Genomic DNA, 14,482 nt, shown 5'->3' with positions numbered 1-14,482 from the left:
GGGTATCAGCCTCGTCGCGCCCGCCGGGGGAGGGTATGGCGCGTGATGTGCCTGTGCGAGGTTATCTGATGCTACGTTACATATTGGCTGTTGCCGCAGTGGCGGCAACCGTGCTGCCGAGTGCGTCCTTCGCCGAGAAGGAAGCGACTGATACTGCAAAACAAGAACTTGTCGCCCGCAGTGAACTGCCGGCGCAAAGTTTTCGGGATTATTTCAAGCTGTTCCAGCCCCGCAAGGCGGCTGAACCTGTCGAAGTGTCCTTCTCCAAAGACTGGCTTGACCAGCAACCAAAGGCCTCTGGTGGTGAAAACTGGAAATGCCTGTCCGAAGCCCTGTACTTCGAGGCGCGCGGCGAAAGCGTGCGCGGCCAGTTCGCGGTTGCCGAAGTGATCCTGAACCGGGTCAAAAGCAGCCGTTTCCCGGATTCCCTGTGCGGGGTGATCCATCAGGGGACCGGCAAGAAATACCAGTGCCAGTTCACATACACCTGCGATGGCCGCAAAGAGGTCATCCACGAGAAAACGGCGTATGAGCGTGTGGCAAAAGTCGCGCGGGCAGCCATTGATGGAGTGGCGGATGAGTTGACCGAAGGGGCGACGCACTATCACACGACATCGGTTCGCCCATCCTGGTCGCGGGTCTATAAACAGACGGCGAAAATCGGCGTGCATGTTTTTTACCGCCACAACTACCGGACAGCGAGCAACTGATTGACGCACCCGCGCTGGAAGCTTGCTGGCGCGGGGCAGGTTGCATCCTATATTGCGGGCCAGGAGGCCCGTAATGATTTTGAACCGCAGACACCTTTTGCAAACGGCTGCAGCAGCATTGCTGATGCCGCGTGTGGCCAGCGCGGGTTTTGCACCGCTTAATGCGCGTGTAACCAAACACCCGATCGCGCCTGCAAGTTTTCCTGAAACGGAAGTCTGGACATATGACGGGTCTGTCCCCGGCGTTGAACTGCGCGTCAGGCAGGGCGACCGCATCCAGCGCACCCTGATGAACCAGCTTCCGCAAGCAACTTCGGTCCATTGGCACGGCATTCGCATTGAAAACGCCATGGACGGCGTGCCCGGCCTGACACAGGACGCGGTCGAGACGGGCGCAAGCTTTGATTACTCTTTCATCGTTCCAGACGCAGGGACCTATTGGTATCATGCGCATAACCAATCAATGGAACAGGTTGCGCGCGGGCTTTACGGGCCGCTGATCGTCGAAGAAACCGCTGCCCCCGATGTGGATCAGGATCTGGTGCTGATGCTGGACGACTGGCGGCTTGATCCGGAAACCGCTCAGATCACGGATGATTTCGACAATGGCCATGATCTCAGCCACGCTGGCCGACTGGGCAATATCATCACTGTCAACGGATCCCTTGATCCGCGCGTTCAGGCGCGACGGAACGACCGTCTCCGGCTACGCCTGATCAACGCCTCCAACGCGCGGATTTTTGACCTGAATCTCGATGGGTTGTCAGGGTGGATCGTCGCCCTTGACGGTATGCCACTGGAAACGCCGATCCCATTGTCGGGGGCTTTCCCAATCGCCCCTGCACAACGCATCGATCTTGTTGTGGATGTCGTGGCCGGGGGTGATACGGCAAGTCTGGTGAGTGTTGAACGCGACGGTGCCTTTGGCATCGTTCGGTTCGATATCGACGAACCTCTCGCACCCGCGCCACGACAAGGCGTGGCAGCGTTGCCGCCCAACCCTTTGCCAGTCATCGGGGATGTCTCATCCGCACCATTGCACCGGATGTCCCTGCAAGGCGGGGCGATGCGCTGGCTGGACAACGCCCGGATCGGGGACACTGAATTGTCAGGCCAGGAACTGGCGCAGTTGGGCCGGTTCTGGGCCCTGAACGGTTATGCGGAACGCCCGTCCGATCCGTTTCTGGACGCCCGGACCGGCGGCCTTCACAGGATCGAGTTCGTCAATGAAACAGTCTTTCCACATGCCATGCATTTGCACGGCCACCACTTCCGACTGATCCAGCCGGACGGATCGCTTGGCCCGTGGCGCGACACTGTTTTGGTTGATCGGGGACAAACCCGCCAGATCGCGCTGGTCGCGGATAATCCGGGGGACTGGCTGTTGCATTGCCATATGCTGGGCCATGCCGCTTCGGGTATGATGAGCTGGTTTCGCGTCACCTGACGCCGCATTCGGCGGTTGGAATGGCGTTTGTTTGAATGTTATAGGCGCTTGCAACGCCTATAGTGGGCAAGCCCTGCAACAAGCCGAAAAGGCCGGACCCATGAGTTCTGAAATCCGACTGGCATTTGCGCACCCGTCCGAACGGTCCGAGGCGACCTCGCCCCGCGGGCCGCTGGACCGTATTTCCCTGCGCGACCATATTGTCGAGGTTGAAATCGGTGCGTTTCAGGCCGAGCGGGGAACAACGCAGCGGATCTGTTTCAATATCGTCGTCGAAGTCCGTCCTCTGACCGATCCCATTGACGACGATGTGGATCGCATCCTGTCTTATGACCGGGTGACGGAAGCCATTGCCTATGAGCTCGCGGCCGAACGTCTGAACCTGCTTGAAACCCTTGCCGAACGTGTGGCCGAACGTATCTTGCATGAACCTCAGGCTGTAAGGGTCTTTGTTCGCATCGAAAAACTGGATCGTGGTCCGGGCGCTCTTGGGGTCGAGATCGTGCGCGGGAAAGACTCGGTTCATCACGACGTGACCGAGGAAGACCGCCCGCATCCCCGTCTGGTCTATCTATCGAATGACGCCATCGCCTCGGACAATCTGACCGGGTGGATCGACCAGTTGCAGAACCGCCAGCGCCCGCTGATCCTGTGTGTGGGGGCGTCAGACCTGGCTGCGCCGCAAACCGGCCACGCAATGACACAGCGCCGGATTGACCTGCTTGCGATCGAGCAAAACGCGTGGGTTCTGGCCGCACGCGATCACCGCTGCAAGGTGGTTTCAACTCGGACGGAACTGGACTGGGCCATGAAGAACGGCCAGATCTGCGTCTGGGCCCCGTCCAAGATCGTTCTGGACGCGGTGGATGGTCCGTCCGCCGCGCCCTCCGACGCCGTGGCTTTGGCCGCATGGTTTGCCGCGACCTTTGAAGCCAGTGAAATGATGGTCATCGGCGGTGAATTGCCGAAAGCGCCCAAAACCCCCCTGCGGGCTGTGGCCGTGGATCAGGCCCAATTGTGAGCATCTATTTCAGACCGCTGGTTCAGCACGGCCAGACCCGGCCCGCTGGCGCGTACTCTCTGGCCGGTCAGCCCCTGTGGTTTACCCATGTCGAAGCGCTTGGGCACGACACCGCTCCGCAGATCATGGCGGCATCGGATATTCCCGGTGGGGCGCTGGCGCGTTTGACCGGCCCGCGCGCGCGCATCGCCGGGCTGGATATGCAGGTGCCGCATATCATGGGCATTCTCAACACCACGCCTGACAGTTTCTCGGACGGGGGTGTTCACAGCTCGGTCGAGGCCGCCCGCGATGCCGCTGCAAGGATGGTGGCGCATGGGGCCACCATTCTGGATATCGGCGGGGAATCAACGCGCCCGGGCGCGGATTTCATTCCGGCAGATCAGGAAATTACCCGCACCCGCCCGGTGATCGAGGCGATTCGCGCTCAAACGGATGCTCTGATTTCAATCGACACCCGCAAAGCCAGCGTCGCCAAAGCGGCGTGTGCGGCGGGCGCGGGGCTGGTCAACGACGTCTCGGGGTTCACCTTCGATCCCGAACTGGCACCGTTCTGCGCCGCCAAGGGCACACCTGTCTGCGTCATGCATATGCAGGGCGATCCGGCCACGATGCAGGAAAACCCCAGCTACGACAACGTGTTGCTGGATGTTTATGACTTCCTCGAAACCCAGATCGCTCTGCTGGAGAACCTGGGGCTTCGGCGCGATCTGATCATCGTCGATCCGGGCATCGGTTTCGGCAAGACCGAAGACCATAACCTGACCTTGCTGCGCAATCTCAGCCTGTTTCACGGGCTTGGCTGCCCGATCCTGCTGGGCGTGTCCCGCAAGGGCTTTATCGGAACAATTGGACGGGAACCGGACAAGACTGCCCGCGCGCCGGGTTCAATTGCCGTGGCTTTGGCCGGATTGTCCCAGGGCGTGCAGATCATTCGCGTTCACGACGTCGCCGAGACTGCTCAGGCCTTGCGCCTATGGGCCGCTGTCCGGTAATCCGGTCTCACGGAAAATCACGGAGTGACACCAATGCGCAAGCTGTTCGGAACCGACGGGGTGCGGGGCACGGCCAACACGCATCCGATGACGGCGGAAATGGCGTTGCGCATCGGGGCTGCGGTGGGGCGCTATTTCCGGCGTGATGCGACCGGTGTGCACCGGGTCGTCATCGGCAAGGACACGCGCCTGTCCGGCTATATGCTGGAAAACGCGCTGACCGCCGGTTTGACGTCGACGGGAATGAATGTGCTGTTGCTGGGGCCGGTCCCCACGCCTGCGGTGGGTTTGATGACCCGGTCGATGCGGGCCGATCTGGGTGTCATGATCTCGGCCAGCCACAACCCGGCAGAGGACAACGGCATCAAGTTCTTTGGCCCCGACGGCTATAAACTGTCCGATCAGGCCGAGATCGACATCGAAAAGCTGATCGACGAAGGTGTCCGGCCTGCTCAGGCCCAGAATATCGGACGGGCGCGTCGTGTTGATGACGCCCGGTTCAGATATGGCGAGCGTGTGAAATCCTCGCTGCCGCGCGATGTGCGTCTGGATGGCCTGAAGGTGGTGATCGACTGTGCCAATGGCGCCGCCCACCGCACCGCGCCCGAGGTTCTTTGGGAACTGGGCGCAGACGTGATCCCGATCGGGATTTCGCCCAACGGGAAGAACATCAACTTCAACTGCGGATCGACCAAGCCGCAACTGGCTGCCGAAACCGTCGTGGCGCATGGCGCTGACGTTGGTGTCTGTCTGGACGGCGACGCGGATCGGGTCGTTATCGTCGACGAAACCGGTCAGGTCGCCGATGGCGATCAGCTTATGGCGTTGCTGGCGACGGCCTGGAAAAAATCCGGGCAGTTGAAAGGCAATGCCCTTGTGGCCACCGTGATGTCCAATCTGGGGCTCGAACGGCACCTGTCGTCACACGGTATGCGGCTGGAACGCACAGCCGTCGGCGACCGCTATGTGGTCGAACGTATGCGCGAAGGTGGCTTCAACCTGGGCGGTGAACAATCCGGTCATATCGTGATGAGCGATTATGCCACCACCGGAGATGGCCTGATGGCCGGTCTACATTTCCTGGCCGAGATGGTTCTGTCCGGTCGCAAAGCCTCGGACTTGTCCAAGCAATTCGAAACCGTGCCGCAGCTGCTGAAGAACGTCCGCTATGCCAACGGTCAAACTCCGCTTGAAGTTCAAAGCGTTAAAGCCGCCATTGCCGATGCCGAGGCGCGGCTGAACGGGCAGGGCCGGTTGCTGATCCGCAAATCCGGCACCGAACCGCTGATCCGTGTTATGGCCGAATGCGAGGATGACGCGCTGCTGGTACAGGTCGTCGACAGCATCGTGGCCGAGGTCGAAGCCGCCACAGGCTAGTGCCCGAACAGAACCTTGCGCAGGCTAAACCACTGGCTGATGGCCATGCCCGTCAGGATCAAGGCCAGGGCGACGTAGAACCGCAGGGGCAGGGCCTCGAACAGGATCCAGGCCCCGAACACCATCGACCAGATCGGCACCTGATAATTCACCAGTGTCAAAAACACCGATCCGGCGCTGCGGGTGATCGAAACCCGCAGCAAATTGGCGAATGCTGTGGGGATCAGGCCAAGCACGATCAGGGCCAGCGATGGGCGGTTGCCCTGCCACGTGGGAACACCTTCGATCAGCAGCATGATGGGCACCAGCAGAACAGCGCCGACCAGCAGGGTCAGCGCGGCCAGCGCCAGCGGCTCGACCGGCGGGCAGCGCCGCGTCAGGATCGATGTCGACGCATAACAGAGGGCAGCCGAGACACAGGCCAGCTGCGCCAGCGGCTCGGTCCCCTGGCCCAGCTTTGCCAGACCGGGTCCGATCAGGACCAATGCGCCGGAAAACCCAAGGCACACGCCCAGAAACCGACGCAGGTTCAGCGGCTCATCTGAAAAGAAATGCGCCAGCGGCAACACCATCAGCGGAATTGCAGCCATGGACAACCCTGCAAAAGCCGAGGGTACATATTGCTGCCCCCAGCTGAGCAGCATGAAAGGCACCGCAGTCGACAACACGCCAATCAGCAGGATTGATGTTGTCAGCGCGGGTGTCAGTACCGGCATACGGCGCCCGGTGATCCGCATCAGGACAAGCAACGTCACCGCGCCCAAAGTGGTGCGCGATGTCGCCACGGTAATCGGGCCATAGCCTTCCAAAGCCATCGCGACGACCATGAATGTGCCGCCCCAAATAAGCCCCAGCGTGAAAACGCCGCTCCAGTCCTGCTTCGTGGGTTGTTCAACCATTCCATCCCCTTATCCCGCGTGCGCGCCGGTGTCACGGGCTGATCTTGACTTAACGTTAGCTTCGGCTTACCGTAAGCAGTGACTTACGATTCGACATTTTCAGCTTTGGGCGATGCGACCCGCAGGCAGGTGTTCGAGGCCGTCGCCAGCCAGCCTCAGGCAGTGGGCGAACTTGCGTCAAAGCTGCCGGTAAGCCGACCGGCCGTCTCGCAACATCTCAAGGTGCTGTCAGATGCCGGGCTGGTTACATGCCACGCGAAAGGGACGCGCCGGATCTATGCGGTGCGCCCCGAAGGTCTGGCAGAGCTGCGCAGGTGGCTCGACCGGTACTGGAGCGACGTGATGAACAGCTTTGCAGATGAGGTGACCAGAGCGGGAGAGAGGCCATGACAGACCCGATTGTCAAAACAATTGTCGTAAATGCCTCAGCTGCGCGTGCGTTCGACATCTTCGTCAACCGCATCGGTACATGGTGGCCGCTGGACAGCCACGCGGTGTCCGCATCGCAGGGACAACCGGCAAGGGACGTGGTTATTGAACCCCGGATCGGTGGCGCGGTCTATGAGGTCATGTTCGACGGAACCCGTGCCGACTGGGGTCAGGTGCTGGCGATCGATCCCGGCCGATCCGTGGCATTCACCTGGCATCCGGGCACCAACAAGGGGTCTCCTACGCGCGTCGATGTGCGTTTTGAGGAATGCGGTTCGGGGCAGGCAAAAGTCACCCTGACGCATTCCGGCTGGGATGTCTGGGCAGATGAAGCGCCCCAAAAGCGCGGCGGCTACGATACGGGATGGGATATCGTTCTGGGTGAATGCTTTGCCAAAGCGGTCTTAAAATGAAAAAGGGCGACCGCCTGGGCCGCCCTTTGCCTGACATCGGTCAGGTTTAGTTCTTTTCTTTGTCGACCATCTTGCCGGCCGAGATCCACGGCATCATGCCGCGCAGCTTGGCGCCGGTCTCTTCGATCATATGCTCGTCATTGGCGCGGCGCGACGCTTTGATGGTCGGCTGGCCAACGGCGTTTTCCAGCATGAAGTCACGGACGAATTTGCCCTGCTGGATGTCGTCCAGAACCGCTTTCATGCGGGCTTTGGTCTCGTCGTATTTCAGGATGCGCGGACCGGTGACATACTGGCCATACTCAGCCGTGTTCGAGATCGAGTAATCCATGTTGGCAATACCGCCTTCATAGATCAGGTCAACGATCAGCTTCACTTCGTGCAGACACTCGAAATAGGCCATCTCGGGTGCGTAACCGGCCTCGACCAGAGTTTCAAAGCCGCAGCGGATCAGTTCGACCAGCCCACCGCACAGAACGGCCTGTTCGCCGAACAGGTCGGTTTCGCATTCTTCGCGGAAGTTGGTCTCGATGATGCCCGAGCGGCCGCCACCGATGGCCGAGCAGTAGGACAGGCCGATTTCCAGCGCCTTGCCGGTTGCATCGTTGTGAACCGCGACCAGGCAGGGCACACCGCCGCCTTTGGTGTATTCGCCGCGCACGGTGTGGCCAGGGCCTTTCGGGGCCATCATGATGACGTCAACGCCGTCCTTCGGCTCGATCAGGCCGAAATGGACGTTCAGGCCGTGGGCAAACGCGATGGCGGCACCGGGCTTGATGTTGTCATGGACGTATTTCTTGTAGGTCTCGGCCTGCAATTCGTCGGGCATGGTGAACATGATGACGTCGCACCAGGCAGCCGCTTCGGCGATGCCCATCACTGCCAGACCTTCCGCTTCGGCTTTCTTGGCCGAGGGCGAGCCTTCGCGCAGGGCGATGACTAGGTTCTTGGCACCCGAGTCGCGCAGGTTCAGCGCGTGGGCGTGGCCCTGGCTGCCATAGCCCAGGATAGCCACTTTCTTGTCTTTGATCAGGTTGATGTCGCAATCGCGATCGTAATAGACGCGCATTTTGCCGGTCCTTTCTGGTTTGGTTGGGGCGGTTCTACCTGCCGTGCGTCGGATTGGCGATAGGGTTGGGCTTGAGTATTTACGAAAAAGATGAAGAATAATTCCTGAAAACGGAAAATACTGAAAAAATCATGCTTGACGATATCGACCGGCGCATTTTACGCCACTTTCAGGCGGACCCCAGCCTGACCACTGCGGAACTGGCCGATCTGTGCCGGATCAGCGCAGGTGTCTGTTGGCGCAGGCTGGAAAAGATGCAGGCGGCCGGGATCATCGAAGGGCAGGAGGCGGTGATCGACTGGGCCGCGATGGGCTATGCGGTCGAAGTCTCGCTTCGGATCACCCTGGACAAGACACAGGCCCGCGCCTTTGACGAGTTTATGGAAGAGGCCCGCAACGTGGCCGAAGTGATCGAAATCCAGACCTTTCTGGGCCGGGTGGATGTCCGCCTGTCGGTGATAGCGCGCGATATGAAGCACTATCAGCAGCTTTATCGGGACCGGATCCTGACCCTGCCGCATATCGCCGATATCGAAGCGCTGATGCATATCGCGCGGGTCAAACGGGACGAGGTGTTGCCGGTATGATCGAGCTGGACGAGATTGACCGCCGTTTGCTGCGCGCGTTGCAACAGGACGCCAGCCAAAGCGCAGGTGCGCTGGGTCGGAGGTTCAACCTGTCTCAGCCCGCGACTTGGCGGCGTATCCGCAGGTTGGAGGACGCCGGGATCATCAAGGGCCGAAGGCTGCGCCTGAATGCCGAGGCGCTGGGGTTCGGCGTGACCGTGTTTCTGGGGGTCAAGCTGGCGCGCAAGGGACAGATCAGCCTTGAGGATTTCGAACGCGCCGTCAGCGCCATCCCCGAAGTACAGACCGTCGAGCATGTTCTGGGTCTGTACGACTACCGTTTGCGCGTCGTGGCGCGGGACCTGTCCGATTTCGAACGCGTGTTGCGGCGCCGGATCATGACGCTGCCCGGCGCAGGCGATGTCGAGGCGAACGTCCTGCTGAGCGAGGAACGGCTGCCCGGTCCGATTGGGTGACGTGCCTTAATATCTGGTGCGGATGTAGTATCCGGGATGATGGGTCAGGCGGGCAAACGTGATCGGTTTGTCTTCTTTCCAGGTGGTGCGCTCCATCTGGATCATCGACGCGCCCGCCGTGGTGCCCATGAATTCCGCCAGCCTTGCGTCAGCGGAAATCGCGCAGAACGCAACCTCGGCATCGTTGAACGGAGCGGCATTCAGCAGCCACTCATGCGGCCCTTGCTGGGTCAGGTCGGCGTTTTCCACATCGGGGACGGTTCCGATATTGATCCAGCGCTCTTCAAGCTGGAACGGGCGGTTGTCCGCGTAATGCATACAGATGACATGCAGAACCCGCGTCTCGGCGGGGACATCAAGCTGAGAGGACAGCCAGCGGGGGCAGGCCTCGACAGTCCGTTCCACCAGCGCATAGCGATAGACGGCATTCTGGCTTTCGACCATCTGTCGCGCCAGCGAGAATTCCAGCTTGGCGTGTTTGCTGGGCTCTTTCTTGACCCGCGTGCCGCTTTTGCGCTTGCGTTCTATGAAACCCTGATCGGCCAGTTCCCTGAGGGCGCGGTTCACCGTCGCGCGGGCGCAATTGAATTCTTCGGCCAGTTGCGTTTCGGTCGGCAGCAAAGATCCCTGAGGCCACACGCGGCTTTCAATACGTCGTTTTACTTCATCTCGAACGGACTGGAAGTTAATACGCTTTTGTATCGTCACAGGAAAAATATCCCTTCAAGTAAAAAGTGTGCGCATCTGTTCAGAAGCAAGCAGAAGTGTAAAGGGGAAGTGACACTGATTGGCGTCATTTTCTCGTGTTCCCAGCGTCATACAGCACCGAACAGGCCGGTTTTGCCTGCGTTCCGTGGCGTCACTTTTTGTTGGGAAACGGCTTTACTGGCCAAGGGAAACAGACCAAGACTGCACTGACGATATTGAAAGGACGCCATATGCCTGCCTTGCTGAAAAACGTTGACCCGAACGGGCTCGAAGAATTCTCGGTTGTATTCACTGATCGCTCGCTGAACCACATGTCCCAAAAGTTTCAGGGGGTGATGCGCGATATCTCGGCCATGCTGAAAGAGGTGTACAAGGCAGACGGGGTGGCCGTCATTCCGGGCGGCGGCACCTATGCGATGGAGGCGGTTGCCCGGCAATTCGCGCGCGGGGCGGATGTTCTTGTGGTTCGGAACGGGTGGTTTTCATACCGCTGGAGCCAGATCATCGAAAGCGGTGCCCTGACCAGCTCGACCACCGTGATGAAGGCACGCGAGACCGGCAATGCCAGCCCGTCCCCCTTTGCGCCCGCACCGATTGACGAGGTCGTTGCAACGATTCGCGAACAGAAACCCGGCGTTGTGTTCGCTCCCCATGTTGAAACGGCGGCGGGTGTCATTCTGCCGGATGATTATGTGACCGCCCTGGCCAGCGCGGCGCATGAGGTGGGTGCATTGATGGTGCTGGATTGCATCGCATCCGGGTGTGCCTGGGTGGATATGAAAGCCACCGGTGTCGACGTCCTGATCTCGGCACCGCAAAAGGGCTGGAGCGCATCGCCTTGCGCCGGTCTGGTCATGCTGTCCGAACGGGGCGAGGCGCGTCTGGAACAGACAAGCTCGGACAGTTTCGCCATCGACCTGAAAAAGTGGCGCCAGATCATGCAGGCCTATGAAAATGGCGGTCACGCCTATCACGCCACGATGCCCACCGATGCGCTGCTGGCCTTCCGCGATACCATGGCAGAAACCAGGGGATACGGGTTCGAAAAGCTGCGCAAGGCGCAATGGGCACTGGGCGACGGCGTGCGGGCGATGTTGAAGGAGTATGGCATTGTCTCGGTGGCGGCTGACGGTTTCGGCGCACCCGGCGTTGTGGTCAGCTACACTTCGGACCCCGAAATCCAGAACGGCAAGAAATTTGCCGCTCTGGGGATGCAGATTGCCGCCGGGGTGCCGTTGCAATGTGATGAACCCGAAGGCTTCAGTACCTTCCGTCTGGGCTTGTTCGGATTGGACAAGCTTTATGATGTGGACGCCACCATCGCGCGTCTGAAACGCGTGCTGGATCAGGTTCTGTAAACGGGTCGGGCCTTAGCGAACGCCAAGGCCCATCTGCATCAACGTCTTGCGCACAGGCGGCAGGGAATACAGCGCGCTCAGCCCCATTGCGCGCGCATCCCGCAGCGGGCGCGCCTCGATCATCGAGGCGCGGTTCAGCAAATCGATCCCTTTGACCCGCATCTCGATCTCGGTGTGGCGCGCCTTGTGATAGGCGTCCAGCATCTGCGCGTCGCCCAGACCTTCGGGCCGGGACTGCGCCAGATCCAGCAGGCAGCGCAGATCGCCCAATGACATGTTCAGCCCCTGCGCGCCAATGGGGGGCACCACATGCGCGGCTTCGGCCATCAGGGCAATACGCTCACCCGCCAGCCGTTCCGCGGACTGGCTGATGATCGGCCAGATGGTCCGGCGCGATGCCAGCTTCAAGGGGCCAAACAGGCCACAGGACCGTTCCGTCATCGCAGCCTCAAACGCTTCGGCATCAAGGGTTAAAAGGTCAACGGCCTTCGGGCCGCGCTCCATCCAGACGATGGCGGACGAGGGCTGCCCCTGCCAATCGGGCAGCGGAACCAGCGTGAACGGCCCGCCAGACCTGTGTATCTCGGTCGAGACATTCTCGTGCGGAATAGGATGCGTCACCGCAAACGCCAGTGCTTTCTGCCCATACCGTGTTGTATGCACGTTGATACCGGCGGCCGCGCGCATGGGAGAGTTGCGCCCATCTGCGGCCAGCACCAGCTTGCAGCGGATGCGGCTGCCGTCGCTCAGGCCAATGCGGGCTTCGGCAGTGCGGGTGAACAGGCTGACGGTGCCGGTGCCGGGGCGGAAATCGACATTCGGCAGCTCTGCCAGCCGTGCGACCATCTCCCGGCGCAACAGCCAGTTGGGCAGGTTCCAGCCAAACGGTTGCTCGGAAATGTCGGCTGCGTTGAAATCGCGTATGACGCGGGGTTCGGGCACGTCCCCCCCGGCATCGACAATACGCATGATCTGCAAGGGGGCCGCATGAGCATCCAGCCGCGCCCAGAGGCCGCATTGCTCCAGCAGGCCGCGCGCAGGTTGCAGAAAGGCGGTGGTGCGCAGGTCGGACCCGTCCACATCCCGTTCGGTGATCGGTGGCGCGGGATCTACGCACACCACGTCAAACCCGGCGGTTCCAAACGCCGCCGCTGCGGTCAGACCGGCGATTCCACCGCCGGAAATCAGGATGTCACAACTGTCAGTCATGGCGCCTCTCATCAGTTCGGGCAGACCCTAGTTCGGTTCCGCGCCCTGCGCCAAGTGACATCCTGTCCCGTATCTCAGCCGCGCGAGATCAGGATCAGGACAAGGAACATCACCGGCACCATCATCAGGGCAGGGATGTAAAGGCCGGGAAGGCCGAACACCATGGCCGAACAGCCCCACATGCTGAGGACCGCGCCGACGGTATAATACAGGTCCTCCGCCCTGGCGTTGGCGGCGTCGCGGGCCAGCCACCCGAAAACCGGAATTGCAAAGAATAGGCGCTGCCAAACCGGCAGGCGTCCGGGCATCTCGATCGCGCTCATGGGGCTTCTCCGTTCTGTTCGTCGCTCCAGCGCAAATAGGGCTGCGCATTCAGGTGCAGAACGTGCGGATCGTCGCAGTGTGACAGGCTACCGCAGGCGGGCCAGAAACGCGGTCAGATCGTCCGTGTGATGGTGGATGTGATCGGCCTCATGCGGGTCCGGGGCGACGTGAACCGTGCGCATGCCCATCTCATGCGGGGCGGCCAGATTGCGCGGGTCATCCTCGAACATCGCGGCCTTGTCAGCCCGAATGCCATCCTGTGCAAAGATGGCTTCAAAGGCGGCTTTCTCGGGCTTTGGCCGATACCCGGCATGTTCGACGCCATAGATTGCATCAAACAGCCCCGAAAGCCCGCGCGCCTGCAAAACCCGCTCGGCGTAGGGTGCGCTGCCATTGGTGTAGACAATGCGCCGTCCGGGCAGGGCGCGAATGTGATCGGCCAGCTCTGCATCCGGGTTCATATGGCTCATGTCCACCTGATGCACCGCGTGCAGATAGGGCTCGGGGTCCAGATCATGTTCGGCCATCAACCCGGCCAGCGTGGTGCCGTATTGGCGCCAGTACTGCCCGCGCAGCCTGTCGGCCTCGGCCCGGTCCACGCCGATGGCCTGCACCACGTAATCCGTCATCAGAACTTCGATCTGATCGAACAGTTGCATATGCGGCGGATAGAGGGTGTTATCCAGATCGAACACCCATTGCGTGACATGACTGAAGGACGGTTTGACCATGGCTTGGGTTTAGGGCGCGGGCGGGGTGTTTTCAATGCCGTACTTGATTGCCGCCCCCAGAGACGGATAGACATGTCCGAACGAGGAGACAGAATACCCCATGAGCCAGACCCGATCCCCCACCAAGGATGCCTATAGCCTGATACTCGAAGCCATTGATGTCGGCGTCTACAAGCCCGGCGATCGTCTGGTTGAAAGCGAGCTGGCAGAACGGTTCGGAGTGTCGCGCACCCCGATCCGCGAAGCGCTGCAACGTCTGGAAACCCAGTCTCTGCTGGAACGGGACGGGCGGTCGCTGATCGTGGCGTCGCTGGACCACAACCAGATGGCCGAGCTTTATATCGTGCGCCGCGAACTGGAAGGGCTCGCCGCGCGGCTGGCTGCCAAACACGCCACCGAAGAAGAGATCAGGGTTCTTCAGGACATGGTTCTCGAAGATGACAAGCTGGTGGGCGATCCGATGGCGCTGTCACGTGCCAACCGGCGCTTTCACGAACAGATCCATCTGGCCTCGCACAACCGCTACCTTGTCCAGCAGCTTGATCTGGTGCACCGGACAATGGCCTTGATGGCGACTACGTCCTTGGCCGTGCAGGGGCGCGGAGAGATTGCCCAGAGCGAACATAAAGGCATTGTCGAAGCCATTGCCGCGCGCGATGAAGAGGCGGCGGGGCGGGCGCTCAAGGACCATATCTCGATCGCGTTCATGACGCGCCTGAAACAGGACGCAAGCCGCCGCGACAAGTGATT

General features: G+C 60.8%; 17 protein-coding genes. 11 read left to right on the top strand and 6 right to left on the bottom strand.

Annotated features, from left to right (window positions below):
* The first annotated feature begins 68 nt into the window (after positions 1-68).
* The 5 genes from AC2FND_RS06080 (at position 69) to glmM (ending at position 5,550) form a co-directional block, all read left to right on the top strand.
* A complete protein-coding gene (locus AC2FND_RS06080) occupies positions 69-710 on the top strand; it encodes a cell wall hydrolase (RefSeq protein WP_480485995.1) in 642 nt (213 codons plus the stop codon).
* Between the two features lie 73 nt (positions 711-783).
* Entirely contained in the window at positions 784-2,157 is a 1,374-nt protein-coding gene (locus AC2FND_RS06075) for a multicopper oxidase family protein (protein WP_496768552.1), read from the top strand.
* A gap of 100 nt (positions 2,158-2,257) precedes the next feature.
* The gene (locus AC2FND_RS06070) at positions 2,258-3,178 is read left to right on the top strand and encodes a dihydroneopterin aldolase (RefSeq protein ID WP_496768550.1); all 921 of its coding nucleotides are present in this window, start codon (positions 2,258-2,260) and stop codon (positions 3,176-3,178) included.
* Complete coding sequence (gene folP / locus AC2FND_RS06065; RefSeq protein WP_496768549.1) at positions 3,175-4,173, top strand: dihydropteroate synthase; 999 nt, start codon at positions 3,175-3,177, stop codon at positions 4,171-4,173. Before AC2FND_RS06070 ends, folP begins: the two co-directional genes overlap by 4 nt.
* A 33-nt stretch (positions 4,174-4,206) precedes the next feature.
* Positions 4,207-5,550 (top strand): phosphoglucosamine mutase, encoded by a 1,344-nt coding sequence (gene glmM, locus AC2FND_RS06060; RefSeq protein WP_496768547.1) that lies wholly within the window; start codon positions 4,207-4,209, stop codon positions 5,548-5,550.
* Here glmM and AC2FND_RS06055 read toward each other — a convergent pair.
* Positions 5,547-6,449 carry a DMT family transporter gene (locus AC2FND_RS06055; protein ID WP_496768545.1) on the bottom strand — a complete coding sequence of 301 codons (903 nt, stop codon included), beginning with the start codon at positions 6,447-6,449 and terminating at the stop codon, positions 5,547-5,549. The genes glmM and AC2FND_RS06055 overlap by 4 nt on opposite strands.
* A gap of 78 nt (positions 6,450-6,527) precedes the next feature.
* Between AC2FND_RS06055 and AC2FND_RS06050 the strand changes: the two genes are divergently transcribed.
* Complete coding sequence (locus tag AC2FND_RS06050; protein WP_496768543.1) at positions 6,528-6,839, top strand: ArsR/SmtB family transcription factor; 312 nt, start codon at positions 6,528-6,530, stop codon at positions 6,837-6,839.
* Positions 6,836-7,291: an SRPBCC family protein gene (locus AC2FND_RS06045; protein WP_496768541.1), complete on the top strand. Its 456-nt coding sequence runs from the start codon at positions 6,836-6,838 to the stop codon at positions 7,289-7,291. The genes AC2FND_RS06050 and AC2FND_RS06045 overlap by 4 nt, the downstream gene beginning before the upstream one ends.
* Before the next feature lie 46 nt (positions 7,292-7,337).
* Here AC2FND_RS06045 and ilvC read toward each other — a convergent pair whose 3' ends face one another.
* The gene (ilvC, locus tag AC2FND_RS06040; protein ID WP_267363386.1) at positions 7,338-8,360 is read right to left on the bottom strand and encodes a ketol-acid reductoisomerase; all 1,023 of its coding nucleotides are present in this window, start codon (positions 8,358-8,360) and stop codon (positions 7,338-7,340) included.
* Between the two features lie 131 nt (positions 8,361-8,491).
* Between ilvC and AC2FND_RS06035 the strand changes: the two genes are divergently transcribed.
* Together AC2FND_RS06035 and AC2FND_RS06030 are read left to right on the top strand one after the other, a co-directional pair.
* Positions 8,492-8,947 carry an Lrp/AsnC family transcriptional regulator gene (locus AC2FND_RS06035; RefSeq protein ID WP_496768539.1) on the top strand — a complete coding sequence of 152 codons (456 nt, stop codon included), beginning with the start codon at positions 8,492-8,494 and terminating at the stop codon, positions 8,945-8,947.
* Positions 8,944-9,402, top strand: a complete 459-nt coding sequence (locus tag AC2FND_RS06030) for an Lrp/AsnC family transcriptional regulator (RefSeq protein WP_496768537.1) — start codon at positions 8,944-8,946, stop codon at positions 9,400-9,402. Before AC2FND_RS06035 ends, AC2FND_RS06030 begins: the two co-directional genes overlap by 4 nt.
* Positions 9,403-9,408: 6 nt before the next feature.
* Here AC2FND_RS06030 and hutC read toward each other — a convergent pair whose 3' ends face one another.
* Entirely contained in the window at positions 9,409-10,110 is a 702-nt protein-coding gene (gene hutC / locus AC2FND_RS06025) for a histidine utilization transcriptional repressor HutC (RefSeq protein WP_496768535.1), read from the bottom strand.
* Between the two features lie 230 nt (positions 10,111-10,340).
* Between hutC and AC2FND_RS06020 the strand changes: the two genes are divergently transcribed.
* Complete coding sequence (locus tag AC2FND_RS06020; RefSeq protein ID WP_496768534.1) at positions 10,341-11,468, top strand: aminotransferase class V-fold PLP-dependent enzyme; 1,128 nt, start codon at positions 10,341-10,343, stop codon at positions 11,466-11,468.
* A 12-nt stretch (positions 11,469-11,480) separates the two neighbouring features.
* On the opposite strand, the gene AC2FND_RS06015 is transcribed toward AC2FND_RS06020, so the two are convergent.
* The 3 genes from AC2FND_RS06015 to AC2FND_RS06005 all read right to left on the bottom strand — a co-directional run bounded on the left by AC2FND_RS06015 (position 11,481) and on the right by AC2FND_RS06005 (position 13,732).
* Positions 11,481-12,677 carry a UbiH/UbiF family hydroxylase gene (locus tag AC2FND_RS06015; RefSeq protein ID WP_496768532.1) on the bottom strand — a complete coding sequence of 399 codons (1,197 nt, stop codon included), beginning with the start codon at positions 12,675-12,677 and terminating at the stop codon, positions 11,481-11,483.
* 74 nt (positions 12,678-12,751) lie between these two features.
* Positions 12,752-13,000, bottom strand: coding sequence for a hypothetical protein (locus AC2FND_RS06010; RefSeq protein WP_496768530.1), 249 nt, complete (start codon positions 12,998-13,000; stop codon positions 12,752-12,754).
* An 87-nt stretch (positions 13,001-13,087) separates the two neighbouring features.
* Complete coding sequence (locus AC2FND_RS06005; RefSeq protein ID WP_496768528.1) at positions 13,088-13,732, bottom strand: pyrimidine 5'-nucleotidase; 645 nt, start codon at positions 13,730-13,732, stop codon at positions 13,088-13,090.
* 100 nt (positions 13,733-13,832) lie between these two features.
* On the opposite strand from AC2FND_RS06005, the gene AC2FND_RS06000 reads away from it, so the two are divergent.
* Positions 13,833-14,480 carry a GntR family transcriptional regulator gene (locus AC2FND_RS06000; protein WP_267363400.1) on the top strand — a complete coding sequence of 216 codons (648 nt, stop codon included), beginning with the start codon at positions 13,833-13,835 and terminating at the stop codon, positions 14,478-14,480.
* Positions 14,481-14,482 lie beyond the last annotated feature (2 nt).

The sequence above is a fragment of the Ruegeria sp. BHSB056 genome, assembly GCF_059613305.1.
This window is presented reverse-complemented; position numbering and strand designations above follow the sequence as displayed.

Coding starts and splice junctions, on each gene's coding strand:
- AC2FND_RS06015 (WP_496768532.1), bottom strand. CDS start 12,677: ATGACTGACAGTTGTGACATCCTGATTTCCGGCGGTGGAATCGCCGGT.
- AC2FND_RS06010 (WP_496768530.1), bottom strand. CDS start 13,000: ATGAGCGCGATCGAGATGCCCGGACGCCTGCCGGTTTGGCAGCGCCTA.
- AC2FND_RS06020 (WP_496768534.1), top strand. CDS start 10,341: ATGCCTGCCTTGCTGAAAAACGTTGACCCGAACGGGCTCGAAGAATTC.
- AC2FND_RS06080 (WP_480485995.1), top strand. CDS start 69: ATGCTACGTTACATATTGGCTGTTGCCGCAGTGGCGGCAACCGTGCTG.
- AC2FND_RS06075 (WP_496768552.1), top strand. CDS start 784: ATGATTTTGAACCGCAGACACCTTTTGCAAACGGCTGCAGCAGCATTG.
- AC2FND_RS06000 (WP_267363400.1), top strand. CDS start 13,833: ATGAGCCAGACCCGATCCCCCACCAAGGATGCCTATAGCCTGATACTC.
- AC2FND_RS06030 (WP_496768537.1), top strand. CDS start 8,944: ATGATCGAGCTGGACGAGATTGACCGCCGTTTGCTGCGCGCGTTGCAA.
- ilvC (WP_267363386.1), bottom strand. CDS start 8,360: ATGCGCGTCTATTACGATCGCGATTGCGACATCAACCTGATCAAAGAC.
- AC2FND_RS06055 (WP_496768545.1), bottom strand. CDS start 6,449: ATGGTTGAACAACCCACGAAGCAGGACTGGAGCGGCGTTTTCACGCTG.
- AC2FND_RS06070 (WP_496768550.1), top strand. CDS start 2,258: ATGAGTTCTGAAATCCGACTGGCATTTGCGCACCCGTCCGAACGGTCC.
- AC2FND_RS06005 (WP_496768528.1), bottom strand. CDS start 13,732: ATGGTCAAACCGTCCTTCAGTCATGTCACGCAATGGGTGTTCGATCTG.
- glmM (WP_496768547.1), top strand. CDS start 4,207: ATGCGCAAGCTGTTCGGAACCGACGGGGTGCGGGGCACGGCCAACACG.
- AC2FND_RS06045 (WP_496768541.1), top strand. CDS start 6,836: ATGACAGACCCGATTGTCAAAACAATTGTCGTAAATGCCTCAGCTGCG.
- AC2FND_RS06035 (WP_496768539.1), top strand. CDS start 8,492: ATGCTTGACGATATCGACCGGCGCATTTTACGCCACTTTCAGGCGGAC.